This is a genomic window from Paracoccus sp. (in: a-proteobacteria) (genome assembly GCF_035556475.1).
In the GTDB taxonomy this organism is placed as follows: domain Bacteria; phylum Pseudomonadota; class Alphaproteobacteria; order Rhodobacterales; family Rhodobacteraceae; genus Paracoccus.
Genome location: NZ_DATMFA010000130.1, coordinates 1 through 12,895 on the forward strand (window position 1 = coordinate 1; position 12,895 = coordinate 12,895).

The following is a 12,895-nucleotide window of genomic DNA, read 5'->3' on the forward strand; positions in this document are numbered from 1 at the left end:
GACCTTCTTGCCCTTCAGGTCGGCGATGGTCTGGACGGGGCCATCGGCCTTGACCATCAGGCAGTTCAGCGGCGTCGCGACCAATGTGCCGACGCGCTTCAGCGGCAGGCCCTGATGGACCTGAAGATGCAGTTGCGGCTGATAGCTGATGGCAAGGTCCGCCTTGCCCGCCGCGACCAGCTTCGGGGGATCGGCCGGATCGGCGGGGGCCACGACCTCGACATCCAGCCCTTCCTCGGTGAAGAAACCCTTCTCCTGCGCGACGATGATCGGGGCATGGTCGGGGTTCACGAACCAGTCGAGGATCAGGGTCATCTTGTCCTGCGCAAGGGCGGGCTGGGCCAGCAGCGCCAGTGCGGCGGTAAGGGCGAAATGCTTCATTCGGACTCTCCTCCAAGGGCAATGAGGGTGATTTCGCCGTTCCAGCGGCGGGACAGGGCCTCGGCCGCGCGCCATGAGCGCAGGCCAGAGCGGCAGGCCAGCACGACGCGCTGGCCGGGATGGGGCAGGGGGCCGGTCGCGCCATATCCGGGATAGCGCAGCGCATAGGGTGTGGCCTTGCGCGGCGCCTCGTCCTCGGGGCGCAGGTCGATGACGAGGTCGGCTTCGGACAATTCCTCGCGCGCGACGAAGCGCGGGCCGGTCTGCTCGGGCGCGCCGTCAAAGCGGAACTGCGTCAGCCGCCCGCCCTCGAATCGGGTGAGCTGGCCCAGAGGCGAGGGCGAAAGGCCAAGGATCGCCGCCAGCGCCATCTGGGCCTGAAGGCAGCCGAGCATTCCCACGACCGGTCCCAGCACGCCCGCCGTGGCGCAGGTCTGGCCGCTGTCGGGCGGATCGGGAAACAATGCGCGCAGGCTGGGGGCGCCGCCGCAAAAGCCGCCGACATAGCCCGCCAGTCCCAGCGCCGAGGCCGAGATCAGCGGCTTTCCCGCCGCGAGGCAACTATCCGAAAGCGTGTAGCTGGCCGCATAGCTGTCGGCGCAGTCAAGGACGACATCCGCCGCCGCGACCAGCGCAGGGGCATTTGCGGGCGTCAGCCGGTCCACCAGCGCCTCGACCGCGACTTCGGGGTTCAGCCGTCGGACGGCCCCGGCCGCCGCGAGGGCCTTGGGCGCGCCCAGATCCTCCATGCGGTAGAGGGGCTGGCGATGCAGGTTCGTCTCCTCGACCGTATCCGGGTCGATCAGGGTGATGCGACCGATCCCCGCCCCGGCAAGATATTGCAGCGCCGGAACGCCCAGCCCGCCCGCGCCCACGATCAGGACATGGGCGGCGCGGATGCGGGCCTGCCCCTCGTCCCCGACCTCGGGCAGCACCATCTGGCGGGCATAGCGGTTCATGCCGTGACCCTCAGCCATTCGCGGATCCGCGCCTCGGGGTCGGGGTTCAGCGTGATGTCCGTCACAGCCGAGGCGATGTCGGCCCCCGCCGCGAAAGCCTCCATCGCGCGTTCGGGCGTGACGCCGCCGATTGCGACCAGCGGCGTGTGGCCGACCAGCTTGCGCCATTCGCGGACCCGGTCCAGCCCCTGCTGTTCCCATTTCATCTTCTTCAGGATGGTCGGCCAGACCGGACCCAGCGCGATGTAATCGGGCTTCAGCGCCAGCGCGCGGTCCAGTTCGGCATGGTCATGGGTCGAGAGGCCCAGCCGCAGCCCGGCCTTGCGGATCGCGGGGATGTCGGCCTCGTCCAGATCCTCCTGCCCGAGATGGATGAAATCGCAGCCAAGGTCGATCGCCTCGCGCCAATGGTCGTTGACGACCAGCATGGCGCCATGCGCGCGGCAAAGTTCGCGGCAAAGCGCCAGCTCGCCCAGCAGCTTCTCGGCCGGCTGGTCCTTGATGCGGATCTGCACCAGCCTGACCCCCAGCGGCAGCGCGCGGCGCAGCCAGTCGGCATTGTCGAAGATCGGATAGAAACGCGGCAGCTTCATCCCAGCACCCCCATTCCGAAAACCGGGGTCGAGGGGGCGGCCATGTCCCGCGCCTCGATCGGGTTCGCGCCGTGGGCGAGTTGCCCGGCCTCGATCGCCAGCGCCATGGCGCGGGCCATCGCGACCGGATCGCCGGCCTTGGCGACGGCGGTGTTCAAAAGGACCGCGTCATAGCCCAGTTCCATTGCCTGCGCGGCATGGCTGGGCAGGCCGATCCCGGCATCGACGACCAGCATCGTTTCGGGGAAATGCGCGCGCAGGCTGCGCAACCCGTAGGGGTTGTTCAACCCGCGACCCGACCCGATCGGCGCGCCCCAAGGCATCAAGACCTCGCAGCCCGCATCCAGCAGGCGGCCGCAAACGGACAGATCCTCGGTGCAATAGGGAAAGACCTGAAAGCCGTCATCGGCCAGGATCTTCGCCGCCTCGACCAGCGCCACCACGTCGGGGCAAAGCGTGTCGTCGTCGCGGATGACCTCAAGCTTGATCCAGCGCGTGTCGAAAACCTCGCGCGCCATCTGGGCGGTCGTCACCGCCTCGCGCACGGAATGGCAGCCGGCGGTATTCGGCAGGACCGGAATCCCAAGCTCGCGGATCAGGGCGTGAAAATCCTGCCCCGCGCCGCCCTCGCGCCGGAGTGAGACGGTGGCGATCCCGGCCTTCGAGGCGCGGAAGGCCTCGGCCATGATTGTGGGCGAGGGGTAAAGCGCGGTGCCCAGCATCAGCGGGCTTTCGACTTCGGTTCCGTAAAAGGCCGGCATCCTCAGCCTCCCTGCATCGGGGCGAGGACTTCCAGCGCGTCGCCATCCTTCAGCATGGCCGAGGAGCGCGCGCCTGCGGGCAGGAAATCGCCGTTGAGCGCGGTCGCGACGCGCGCCTCGGCCAGCCCGATCTGGGCCAGCACGTCCTGCACGGTCGGGCCGGTCAGGTCGCGCGCCTCTCCGTTAAGGGTGATCTTCATCCATGAACTCCGGTTTCCGGCCCGTGGTGATATGGTCTGCGGCCATGCGTGCCACGGCGGGGGCCAGAAGATAGCCGTGGCGGTAAAGGCCGTTTGCGAAAAGCGTGCTGCCCCTGCGGCGCAGGCGGGGCAGGTTGTCTGGGAAGGCGGGGCGCGCATCGGCGCCAAGCTCCAGGATCTCGGCCTCGGCGAAGCCGGGATGGAGGGCATAGGCCGCGCTCAGCATCTCGACCGCCGAACGGGCGGTGACGCGGTGCCGGCCGCCGGTTTCCAGCATGGTCGCCCCGATCATGTAGACGCCGTCGCCGCGCGGCACGATGTAAAGCGGGATGCGCGGGTGCAGCAGGCGGATGGTGCGGGTCAGCACCACCTCGGGGCAGCGCAGGACCAGCATCTCGCCCCGGACGCCACGCAGGTCGGAAAGCTGATCGCGGGCGGCAAGGCCACGGGCATCGACCGTCAGGCCCGAGGGAGTGCCGCCGGTCTCGACCCCGATGCCCTTCTCGGCAAGGCGGTCGCGCAGCAGGCCAAGCGCCTCACGCGGGTTCAGATGCGCCTCGCTCTCGAAGAACAGGCCGCGCGGGAAGCGGCCCTCAAGCGCGGGCTCCAGCGCCGCGATCTCCTCGGGCGGCAAGGGGCGATGCGCCTCGGTCATGCGGGCGAAGCGGTCGAGTTCGGCCCGGTCGCGCGAGGGCGCGAGGACGAGGGTGCCGCGCCGGGTCACCGGCACGCCCTGCGCCTGCCACCAGTCGGCGGCGTCGAGGCCAAGGCGAACCACGGTCGGCTCGGCGCTTTCCGCCTCGCAATAAGGCGCCAGCATCCCGCCGGCGCGCCAGCTGCAACCGTGATCGCCCGGACCGCCGGCGGGGTCGATGATCCGGGGCGACAGCCCGCGCGCCGCCAGTTCCGTGGCGATCGTCAGCCCCATGACCCCGGCGCCAAGGACGGTGATTTCGGTCATGGCCGCCCCCAGATCCCGTGGAAGTGATGGACCGGGCCATGCCCCAGCCCGACCGAAAGCGCGTCCGCGGCGGCGATGGCGCCTTGCAGCCAACCATGCGCGCGCGTGACGGCCTCGGGCACCGAAAGGCCCTGTGCCAGCCCGGCCGCAATCGCCGAGGAGAGCGAGCATCCGGTCCCGTGAGTGTTTCGCGTCTGCTGGCGGGGAGTGGACAGCGTCAGCGGCTCGGGCCCGGCCAGCAGGTCGGTGCAGACCGCGCCTTCGGCATGGCCGCCCTTCATCAGGACATGGCGCGCGCCAAGGGCCAGCAGGTCGCGGCCTTGTCGCTCCATCTCGGCAGTCGTCTGGGCAGGGGCAACGTCCAGCAGCCGCGCCGCCTCGGGCAGGTTCGGGGTCAGCACGGTGGTCAGGGGGATCAGCCTTTCGCGCAGCGCCGCGACCGCCTCATCGGCCAGAAGGGCATCGCCCGATTTCGCGACCATCACCGGGTCGAGCACGACCGGGACGGGGCCGGTGTCCAGAAAGGCGCGCAGGCGATCCGCGACGACGGCGATCACCTCGGGGCCGCCAACCATGCCGATCTTGACCGCGCGGATGTCGAGATCGCCAAAGACCGCGTCGATCTGCGCCCCGACCATGGCGGGGCTGACGGCCTCGACCGCGGCGACGGTGCGGGTGTTCTGCGCGGTGATCGCTGTGATCACGGATGCGCCATAGACGCCAAGCGCCGAGAAGCTTTTCAGATCCGCCTGTATCCCTGCACCGCCGCCGCTGTCCGAGCCGGCGATGGTGAGCGCGATGGGATGTGACATGGCCCGCCTTCCGTTAAGACCGGGGCCATGCGGAGCAGGGGATATGCGCACCTGAAAACGGGTTTGCCCCCGCCCGGCGCTCTACCCTTCCCTACGCCGGCATGACCCGGATCAGGTTCGATGGGTCGGTGCCCGGCACCTCTCAGCCCCGTTGCGGGACTCCCCAAGTGTAGAAATTGTGACGACAACCTAGGGCCGAAGCCCCCGGCCCGCAAGGGTCAACCGTAATAGGAGCGGAACCACGCGACATAGGCGTCGACACCCTCGGTTATCGGGGTCTGCGGCGCATAGCCGGTCAGGCGGCGCAGCAGGGTGGTGTCGGCCCATGTCGCCGGGACATCGCCCGGCTGCATCGGCAGAAGCTGGCGGATCGCCTGCTTGCCGGTCGCGGCCTCGATCGCGGCGATGAAATCGACCAGCTCGACCGGCGCACCATTGCCGATATTGACCGTGCGGAAGGGCGCGACCGGGGACAGGCTATCCGCGGGTCCGACCGGCTGGTCCGAGGGCACCGCGTCCATCAGCAGACGGATCGCCCGGACAAGGTCCACGACATAGGTGAAATCCCGCCGCATGTCGCCGTGGTTGAAGACCTTGATCGGCTCGCCCCGCAGGATCGCATTGGTGAACAGCCACGGCGCCATGTCCGGGCGGCCCCAGGGACCGTAGACGGTGAAAAAGCGGAACATCGTCACGGGCAGCCCGAAAAGATGCGCATAGCTGTGGGCCATGGCCTCGGTCGATTTCTTCGAGGCGGCATAGAAGGACATCTGGCTGTCCACCTTGTCGGTTTCCCGATAGGGCATGTCCTTGTTCGCGCCATAGACCGAACTGGTCGAGGCCAGCAGCATGTGGCGCGGCGGATGGGCGCGCGCGGCCTCCAGCAATTCGAACGTGCCGATGATGTTCGATTGCAGATAGGCGCGGGGATTGTCGATCGAATGCCGCACCCCAGCCTGCGCGGCCAGATGCACCACCAGATCGGGCCGGTGCTGCCCCATGAGGTCGGTCAGCAGGCCCGGCTCCTCGACGCGGGCACGCACCGCGATGAAGCGGGGATTGGCGCGAAGCTGCGCCTCGCGCGCCTCCTTCAGGGCGGTGTCGTAATAGCTGTCGATGGCGTCGAGGCCGATGACCTCGGCCCCTTCCTCAAGCAGCAGGCGGGCGAGGTGAAAGCCGATGAAACCGGCCGATCCGGTGATAAGGACGCGCATCAGTCCACCCCGTAAAGATCGCGGGTAAAGACCTTGCCCTCGACATCGGCCAGTTCCGGGGTCATGCGGTTGGTGATGATCAGGTCGGATTGCGCCTTGAAGGCGTCAAGGTCGCGCACCACCGGGCTGTGGAAGAAGTGGTCCTCCTTCAGCACCGGCTCATAGACGATGCAGGGGATGCCCTTGGCCTTGATCCGCTTCATGATGCCCTGGATCGAGCTGTCGCGGAAATTGTCCGACCCCGCCTTCATCACCAGCCGGTAGACCCCGACCAGCTTCGGGTGCCGCGCGATGATCTGGTCGGCGATGAAATCCTTGCGGGTGCGGTTCGATTCCACCACCGCCGCGATCAATTGCTGCGGCACCTGGTCATAATTCGCCAGAAGCTGCTTGGTGTCCTTCGGCAGGCAATAGCCGCCATAGCCGAAGCTCGGGTTGTTGTAATGCGCGCCGATCCGCGGATCGAGGCCGACGCCCTCGATGATCTCGCGCGTGTTGAGCCCGCGCGAGACGGCATAGCTGTCCAGCTCGTTGAAATAGGCGACGCGGAGCGCGAGATAGGTGTTCGAGAACAGCTTGATCGCCTCGGCCTCGACCGCGCCGGTGAAAAGGACGGGCATGTCCTTGCGGATCGCGCCCTCGACCAGCAGCTCGGCCAGTTCGCGCGCCGCCGGGCTGTGGTCGCCGACGACGATCCGCGAGGGGTGGAGGTTGTCGTAAAGCGCCCGCCCCTCACGCAGGAATTCGGGCGAGAAGATGATGCCGTCATAATCCGTCTCGGCCCGCATCTCGTCGACGAAGCCGACGGGGACGGTGGACTTGATCACGATTGTCGCCTCGGGCGCGGTGGCGCGGGCCTCGGCGATCACCTGCCGGACGCTCGAGGTGTCGAAATGGTTCGACCTGCTGTCATAGCTGGTCGGCGTCGCGATGATGACGAAACGCGCGCCCTCCATCGCCTCGGCGGCATCGGTGGTCGCGGTCAGGTCCAGCGTCCGTTCCGCCAGCCATGTCGTGATCTCGGCATCCTCGATGGGCGATTTGCGTGCATTCACCAGATCGACCCGCGCCCGGTTCACATCCAGCGCCATGACCTTGTTGTGCTGGGACAGCAGGACGGCAATCGACATGCCGACGTAACCCAGGCCCGCTACAGTGATCTTCATCTGCGGTATCCGCCGTTGTTTTCCCATGCCCTAGCACAGGCGGTTCCCCGGAAGAAGCGGGCAGTTTGCCCGCACCTGCCTTGCGAATGGTATACCAAGGTGCCAAATAAGGGCGATTCCAAGGAGCGAGGACCCTCCCCATGACCTTCACCCCTCACGGTAAACACCTGATCGCTGGCGAATGGATCGGCTCGGATCAGACGTTCATGTCCGAACCCGCCACCGGCCCGGCCCATGCCTTCGCCGTCGGCACGGTCGATCTGGTCGATCGCGCCTGCAAGGCCGCCGAGGAGGCGTTCTGGAGCTATGGCTACAGCTCGCGCGAGGAGCGTGCGGCGTTCCTCGACGCGATCGCCGATGAGATCGAGGCCCGCGCCGATGCGATCACCGAGATCGGGACGCAGGAAACCGGCCTGCCCGTGGCGCGCCTTCAGGGCGAGCGTGGGCGCACCACCGGCCAGCTTCGCCTGTTCGCGGATCATATCCGCAAGGGCGAATATCTCGACCGCCGCGTTGACGCAGCGCAGCCCGACCGCAAGCCCGCCGCACGCCCGGAAATCCGTCTGGTCGAGCGTCCGATCGGCCCGGTCGCGGTCTTTGGCGCCTCGAACTTCCCGCTGGCCTTCTCGACCGCTGGCGGTGATACCGCCGCCGCGCTGGCGGCTGGTTGCCCGGTCGTGGTCAAGGGCCATTCCGCCCATCCCGGCACCGGCGAGATCGTGGCCGAGGCCGTTGCCGCCGCCATCGCCAAGACCGGCATCCATCCCGGCGTGTTCAGCCTGATCCAGGGCGGTCGCCGCGACGTGGGGCAGGGGCTGGTCCAGCACCCGCTGATCAAGGCCGTCGGCTTCACCGGCAGCCTCGGCGGCGGCCGCGCGCTCTTCGATCTTTGCGCGCAGCGCCCCGAGCCGATCCCCTTCTTCGGCGAGCTTGGCTCGGTCAACCCGATGTTCCTGATGCCTGAGGCGATGGCCGCCCGCGCCGAGGAAATCGGCGCCGGCTGGGCCGGGTCGCTGACCATGGGCGCGGGGCAGTTCTGCACCAATCCGGGCATTTCGGTCGTGATCGACGGTCCCGATGCCGATCGCTACACCGCTGCGGCCAAGGCCGGTCTGGAAAAGGTCGGCCCGCAGGTGATGCTGACCGAAGGCATCGCGAAAGCCTATCGCGACGGCAAGGAACGCTTCGAGTCGCGCAACTCGGTCACGCCGGTCTACGCCACCGAGTCCGCTGGCCGCGAGGCGAGCCCGAACCTCTATGAAACCACCGCCGAGGCCTATTTGCAGGACCACGCGCTGGGTGAGGAGGTCTTTGGCCCGCTCGGCCTGATCGTGCGCGTGAAATCCGTGGACGAGATGGTGACGCTGGCCAAGGGCTTCGAAGGTCAGCTGACGACCACGATCCACATGGACGCGGGCGATCTGGCCGATGCCCAGAAGCTGCGCCCGGTGCTGGAGCGCAAGGCCGGCCGCGTGCTGGTCAACGGCTTCCCCACCGGCGTGGAAGTGGTCGATGCGATGGTCCATGGCGGGCCTTACCCGGCCTCGACCAATTTCGGCGCCACCTCGGTCGGGACGCTGTCGATCCGCCGCTTCCTGCGTCCGGTCAGCTACCAGAACTTCCCCGAGGCGCTGCTGCCCGAAGACCTGCGCTGATCGCGCGGGCAAGCACATGAGATCAGGAGGGCCGGGACGGAAAATCCCGGCCCTTCGACCATCGGGGCTTGCCCCGCCATCATTTGCCGGCAAGATCCATCGGCAGGCCGGGCCGAGGCCCAGAGGGAGCGGGACATGACGGGACATGCCACGAAAAGCGTGATCTTTGACCTTGGGGCGGTGCTGATCGAATGGGACGCGGCGCTGGCCTTCGCGGATAATTTCGACACCCGCGCCGAGGCCGAGGACTGGATGCGTCGGATCGACTTCGCCGGCTGGAACCGGCTGCAGGACGGCGGGCGCAGCTTTGCCGAGGGGCTGGCCGCCGCGCGGGCCGCGCATGGACCGCTGGCCGATCCGCTGGAGGGTTACCTCGCCGCCTTCCACCTGACGATCGAGAAACCCGTTCCCGGCAGTTGGGAGATTGTCGAGGCCCTGCAGGCGCAGAACGTGCCGCTTTTCGCCATCACCAACTGGGCGGCGGACACCTGGCCCGAGGCGCTGGAGATTCATCCCCGGCTGGGGCAGGTCTTTCGCGACATCGTGGTCTCGGGCCGGGTCGCGCAGCTGAAACCGCAGCCGGCGATCTATCGGCTGCTGATGGATCGCAACGATCTGCGGGCCGAGGATTGCATCTTCATCGACGACAGCCCCGCCAATGTCGAAGGGGCGCGCGCCGTCGGCATGGACGCGATTCACTTCACCGATGCCGAAACCCTTGGCAAAGAGCTGGCGCAGCGCGGATTTTTTGCCTGAATCGCGTTTTTCGCCTCGAAAGGGGCGTTTTTTCACGCCCTGATCACGGCAACCTCACGTTGAATGGGGCATTCTGAATCCACCAGATGCCCGGAACGGATGGCAGCGCATCCCGACACCCGGACCGGGCGGTGGCAGAAGCACATTCAACTTCGCCGGCGGCAGAGCGGCGACGCAGATTGATCGGACGTTTTCGAGTATCCTGTTTTCAGTACCTTTTCGCTTCGCTACCAGAGCGCGCCTGTCTCCTCCTGGCAGGCGCGCATTTCTTTCGGGCAGCTCAGCGTGCGCCGATCAGCGGCGCGAGGTGGCGCAGCGCCATCAGATAGCCGTTGGTCCCCAGTCCCGCGATCACGCCATCGGCGCGCAGGCTGACATAGGAATGGTGGCGGAAGCTCTCGCGCTTGTGGATGTTCGAGATATGGACCTCGATCACCGGGGCGTCGAAGGTGTTCAGCGCGTCGAGGATCGCGACCGAGGTATGGGTCAGCGCGGCCGGGTTGATGATGATGGCATTGGCCTTGTGGCGCGCCTCGTGGATCGTGTCGACGATGACGCCCTCGTGGTTCGACTGGAAGAAGCGGATGTCGAAGCCAAGCTCGTGGCCAAGCTCGGTGCAGGCCGCCTCGACATCGGCCAGCGTGGTGCTGCCATAGATCTCGGGCTGGCGCTGGCCGAGCAGGTTCAGGTTCGGGCCGTTCAGGATATAGACGGTGGGCATATTTTCCTCGCTTCCGCGGGATCTGGCCCGCCGGTTCGGCGCGAAGGATAGCCGCGCCAGAACGGGCCGCAAGCAAGATCAGCCCGGCTCGGCCAGGAAGATGTAGCCGCCGCCATAGATCGTCTTGATCAGGCGCGGATTGCGGGGATCCTCGCCCAGCTTGGTGCGCAGCCGCGAGATGCGCACATCCATCGCCCGGTCGAAGCTGTCGCCGGCCGTGCCGCCCAGCGTCTCCAGCATCTGCGCGCGCGAGATCAGGCGGCGCGGATTGTCGAGGAACATGCGCAGTACCTCGGCCTCGGCATGGCTGATCGGCGTCTCGGCCCCCTCGGGAGAGGTCAGGGTGTAGCGGTCGAAATCCGCGACCCAGCCGGCAAAGCCGATCTGCTGGCGCTCGGCGGCGGGGTCGCGCTGGGGCTTGCGCAACCGGGCGCGGATGCGGGCCACGACCTCGGCCGGGTCGAAGGGCTTGATGATATAGTCGTCCGCACCCAGCTCCAGCCCGGTGACGCGGTCCTGCACTTGCGCCCGGCCCGAGATGATGATGATCGCCGCCCCCGATTCGCGGGCGAGGCGATGGACCAGCGGCAGCCCGTCGCGATCCGGCAGGCCAAGGTCGATCAGGCAGGCATCCGGCTCGATCCGGCGCAAGGCGGCCTCGAACTCGGTCGCGCGGGCGAAGGCCTGGGTGCGGAAGCCCGCCTCCTCCAGCGCCGCGGCCAGAAGGCGGCGGATCTCGGGCTCGTCGTCGAGGATCGCGATCAGCGGGGAATCAGTCATTCGTCACCATCGTCAGGGCCGCGGCCAGCGCCGCGTCGTCAAAGGGTTTGCTCAGCACCGGAACCGACAACGCCGCGCGCCGCGCATCCTTGGCCGGCAGCGCGGTCATCAGCACCAGCGGCAGGCCCGCATCGGCAAGCTCGGCACCCGAGCCATCGCCAAGCTGCAGGTCCGAGAGGATCATCGTCAAGCCCGGAAGGTCGGTCAGCCCCCGCGCCTCGCCGATGCCCTCGGCCTCGATCACCGCATGGCCTTGCGCCATCAGCATTTCCCGCGTCGTTGTCCGTATCTGGGGGTCATCCTCGACCAATAAAACAAGATGTTGTAGCGCCTCGCGCCAAGGCAGGCGGATCGTGACCTGTGCGCCACCGGCATTGGCCAGCCGCAGCGTGCCGCCCGCCAGCTTGATCTGGTCATAGACCATCGAGAGGCCGAGGCCGGTGCCCCGGCTGCCCTTGGTGGTGAAGAACGGCTCGGTCGCGCGGCTCAGCGCCTCGGCCGAGAAGCCGGGGCCGCTATCCGTCACCGACACCTCGAGCCAGCGGCCGGCGGCGCGCGCGGCGATGGTGATGCGGCCCTTGCCGCCCATCGCGTCGCGGGCGTTCAGGATCAGGTTCAGCAGCACGTCCTGCAAGGCGCCGGGATCCAGCATCAGCCGCGTCGCGGGCGCATCCGGGGCGATGTCCAGCGCCACGCCATTCCCCAGCGTCGGGCGCGTCATCGCGGCGAGGTCGTCCAGCAGATTGCGCAGATCGACCGGGCAGGGCCGGTAATCGCGATGCCCGGTCAGGGTGGCGATCCCGTCAAGCAGCGTCACCCCGCGCCGCGCGGCGGCCAATGTCGCCTGCACATCCTCGGACTGTTCGAGCGTCAGGCCCGAGCGTTCCAGCCGCGATTGCAGGCCAAGGATGATGGTCAGCAGGTTCCCGAAATCATGCGCCATGCCCGAAGTCACCTGCGCGGCGACCGCGCGCTTGGCAGCATGGGCCAGCGCCTCGCGCGATTGCACCTCGGCCGTCACGTCGGTCGAGAGGACATAGGCGCCGCGCCCGGTCTGGTCCGGGGTCAGCGCGATGCGGATGCGCCGGCCGGAGGGGGGATGCGTGATCTCGAAGACCTGCGGCTCTCCGGCGATTGCGCGGTCCATATGCGGGCGGATCCGGTCGAAGGTCTCGCGCCCGAGGATCGCCTCGCCGTCGCGGCCAAGGATCTCGCTGGCCGAACCGGGGAAGACCGCGCCAATCTGATTGTTCGAGAAGGTATAGCGGTATTCGCGGTCCATATGCGCGATATGGGCCGGAACCATCGCGGTGACCTGACGCGTGCGCGCCTCCGATTCCGTCAGGATGCGCTTGGCCTCTTCCAGCGCGGCATTGGTCGCGGCCAGCGCCCGGTTCGCGGCCGAAAGCCGCTCGGCATTTTCGAGGACCAGTTCGGACAGCTCGGCCGAGCGCGCGCGGAGCAATTCCTCCTGCCGCTTGATCTGGGTGATGTCGGTATAGACCGCGATCCAGCCCCCCTGCGACAGCGGCGCCCCCTCGACCGAGATCCAGCGCCCGTCGGCGCGCTTGCGCTCCATGTAATGCGGCTGGAAGGTCTTGGCCTGCTCGACCCTTTCGCGGATGGCGGCCTCGCGGTCGTCCTGCGGGCCGTATTCGCCGCGATCGACAAGGAAGCTGATCGTGTCCTCGAAGCTGGCACCCGGTCGGGTCAGCCAGTCGGGCAGGTCGAACATCGCCTGATAGGGTCGGTTCGACACGGCCAGCCGAAGCTCTGCATCAAAGATCGAGATCGCCTGCTGGATCAGGTTCAACCCGGACCGGGTCAGTTCCGCATTCTGGTCCTCGGGAAGCATGTTCGTGGATCGCATTACCTGCTGCCTGTAACAATTCGTAGGATTCCCGAAAAATTGGCGCAAGGATTGGCACCATAAGCT

General features: G+C 67.6%; 14 protein-coding genes and 1 riboswitch. Of the genes, 2 read left to right on the plus strand and 12 right to left on the minus strand.

From position 1 onward, the window contains the following. The 9 genes from VNQ78_RS18490 to VNQ78_RS18530 form a co-directional block, all read right to left on the minus strand. Positions 1–381, minus strand: a 381-nt coding sequence (locus tag VNQ78_RS18490) for an ABC transporter substrate-binding protein (RefSeq protein WP_325692556.1), incomplete at its 3' end; no start/stop codon positions are given. After that, a complete protein-coding gene (locus VNQ78_RS18495) occupies positions 378–1,358 on the minus strand; it encodes a HesA/MoeB/ThiF family protein (RefSeq protein WP_325692558.1) in 981 nt (326 codons plus the stop codon). The genes VNQ78_RS18490 and VNQ78_RS18495, both read right to left, overlap by 4 nt. Further along, positions 1,337–1,933 (minus strand): thiamine phosphate synthase, encoded by a 597-nt coding sequence (locus VNQ78_RS18500; RefSeq protein WP_325692560.1) that lies wholly within the window; start codon positions 1,931–1,933, stop codon positions 1,337–1,339. The genes VNQ78_RS18495 and VNQ78_RS18500 overlap by 22 nt, the downstream gene beginning before the upstream one ends. After that, positions 1,930–2,694 carry a thiazole synthase gene (locus tag VNQ78_RS18505; protein WP_325692562.1) on the minus strand — a complete coding sequence of 255 codons (765 nt, stop codon included), beginning with the start codon at positions 2,692–2,694 and terminating at the stop codon, positions 1,930–1,932. Before VNQ78_RS18505 ends, VNQ78_RS18500 begins: the two co-directional genes overlap by 4 nt. Before the next feature lie 2 nt (positions 2,695–2,696). Then, positions 2,697–2,894: a sulfur carrier protein ThiS gene (gene thiS, locus VNQ78_RS18510; RefSeq protein WP_325692564.1), complete on the minus strand. Its 198-nt coding sequence runs from the start codon at positions 2,892–2,894 to the stop codon at positions 2,697–2,699. Continuing rightward, the gene (locus VNQ78_RS18515) at positions 2,878–3,855 is read right to left on the minus strand and encodes an FAD-dependent oxidoreductase (protein WP_325692566.1); all 978 of its coding nucleotides are present in this window, start codon (positions 3,853–3,855) and stop codon (positions 2,878–2,880) included. The genes thiS and VNQ78_RS18515 overlap by 17 nt, the downstream gene beginning before the upstream one ends. Continuing rightward, positions 3,852–4,667 (minus strand): bifunctional hydroxymethylpyrimidine kinase/phosphomethylpyrimidine kinase, encoded by an 816-nt coding sequence (thiD, locus tag VNQ78_RS18520; protein ID WP_325692568.1) that lies wholly within the window; start codon positions 4,665–4,667, stop codon positions 3,852–3,854. Before thiD ends, VNQ78_RS18515 begins: the two co-directional genes overlap by 4 nt. 71 nt (positions 4,668–4,738) lie before the next feature. Then, positions 4,739–4,843, minus strand: a riboswitch (TPP riboswitch). A 42-nt stretch (positions 4,844–4,885) separates the two neighbouring features. Next, positions 4,886–5,884, minus strand: coding sequence for an SDR family NAD(P)-dependent oxidoreductase (locus VNQ78_RS18525; RefSeq protein ID WP_325692613.1), 999 nt, complete (start codon positions 5,882–5,884; stop codon positions 4,886–4,888). Next, entirely contained in the window at positions 5,881–7,047 is a 1,167-nt protein-coding gene (locus tag VNQ78_RS18530) for a nucleotide sugar dehydrogenase (protein ID WP_325692570.1), read from the minus strand. Before VNQ78_RS18530 ends, VNQ78_RS18525 begins: the two co-directional genes overlap by 4 nt. 140 nt (positions 7,048–7,187) lie before the next feature. Here VNQ78_RS18530 and VNQ78_RS18535 point away from each other — a divergent pair, with 140 nt between their 5' ends. Together VNQ78_RS18535 and VNQ78_RS18540 are read left to right on the plus strand one after the other, a co-directional pair. After that, complete coding sequence (locus VNQ78_RS18535; protein WP_325692572.1) at positions 7,188–8,702, plus strand: aldehyde dehydrogenase (NADP(+)); 1,515 nt, start codon at positions 7,188–7,190, stop codon at positions 8,700–8,702. Positions 8,703–8,837: 135 nt separating this feature from the next. Then, positions 8,838–9,458: an HAD family phosphatase gene (locus VNQ78_RS18540; RefSeq protein ID WP_325692574.1), complete on the plus strand. Its 621-nt coding sequence runs from the start codon at positions 8,838–8,840 to the stop codon at positions 9,456–9,458. A 280-nt stretch (positions 9,459–9,738) separates the two neighbouring features. On the opposite strand, the gene aroQ is transcribed toward VNQ78_RS18540, so the two are convergent. The 3 genes from aroQ to VNQ78_RS18555 all read right to left on the minus strand — a co-directional run bounded on the left by aroQ (position 9,739) and on the right by VNQ78_RS18555 (position 12,829). Beyond that, the gene (gene aroQ, locus VNQ78_RS18545; RefSeq protein ID WP_325692576.1) at positions 9,739–10,179 is read right to left on the minus strand and encodes a type II 3-dehydroquinate dehydratase; all 441 of its coding nucleotides are present in this window, start codon (positions 10,177–10,179) and stop codon (positions 9,739–9,741) included. Positions 10,180–10,257: 78 nt separating this feature from the next. Beyond that, positions 10,258–10,959, minus strand: coding sequence for a response regulator transcription factor (locus tag VNQ78_RS18550; protein ID WP_325692579.1), 702 nt, complete (start codon positions 10,957–10,959; stop codon positions 10,258–10,260). Then, positions 10,952–12,829 carry a PAS-domain containing protein gene (locus VNQ78_RS18555; RefSeq protein ID WP_325692581.1) on the minus strand — a complete coding sequence of 626 codons (1,878 nt, stop codon included), beginning with the start codon at positions 12,827–12,829 and terminating at the stop codon, positions 10,952–10,954. The genes VNQ78_RS18550 and VNQ78_RS18555 overlap by 8 nt, the downstream gene beginning before the upstream one ends. Between the last annotated feature and the right edge of the window lie 66 nt (positions 12,830–12,895).

Excerpts from the sequence above, each read along its gene's own strand:
- VNQ78_RS18555 (WP_325692581.1), bottom strand. The coding sequence starts at position 12,829 with ATGCGATCCACGAACATGCTTCCCGAGGACCAGAATGCGGAACTGACC.
- VNQ78_RS18500 (WP_325692560.1), bottom strand. The coding sequence starts at position 1,933 with ATGAAGCTGCCGCGTTTCTATCCGATCTTCGACAATGCCGACTGGCTG.
- thiS (WP_325692564.1), bottom strand. The coding sequence starts at position 2,894 with ATGAAGATCACCCTTAACGGAGAGGCGCGCGACCTGACCGGCCCGACC.
- VNQ78_RS18535 (WP_325692572.1), top strand. The coding sequence starts at position 7,188 with ATGACCTTCACCCCTCACGGTAAACACCTGATCGCTGGCGAATGGATC.
- VNQ78_RS18495 (WP_325692558.1), bottom strand. The coding sequence starts at position 1,358 with ATGGCTGAGGGTCACGGCATGAACCGCTATGCCCGCCAGATGGTGCTG.
- thiD (WP_325692568.1), bottom strand. The coding sequence starts at position 4,667 with ATGTCACATCCCATCGCGCTCACCATCGCCGGCTCGGACAGCGGCGGC.
- aroQ (WP_325692576.1), bottom strand. The coding sequence starts at position 10,179 with ATGCCCACCGTCTATATCCTGAACGGCCCGAACCTGAACCTGCTCGGC.
- VNQ78_RS18505 (WP_325692562.1), bottom strand. The coding sequence starts at position 2,694 with ATGCCGGCCTTTTACGGAACCGAAGTCGAAAGCCCGCTGATGCTGGGC.
- VNQ78_RS18530 (WP_325692570.1), bottom strand. The coding sequence starts at position 7,047 with ATGAAGATCACTGTAGCGGGCCTGGGTTACGTCGGCATGTCGATTGCC.
- VNQ78_RS18540 (WP_325692574.1), top strand. The coding sequence starts at position 8,838 with ATGACGGGACATGCCACGAAAAGCGTGATCTTTGACCTTGGGGCGGTG.
- VNQ78_RS18550 (WP_325692579.1), bottom strand. The coding sequence starts at position 10,959 with ATGACTGATTCCCCGCTGATCGCGATCCTCGACGACGAGCCCGAGATC.
- VNQ78_RS18515 (WP_325692566.1), bottom strand. The coding sequence starts at position 3,855 with ATGACCGAAATCACCGTCCTTGGCGCCGGGGTCATGGGGCTGACGATC.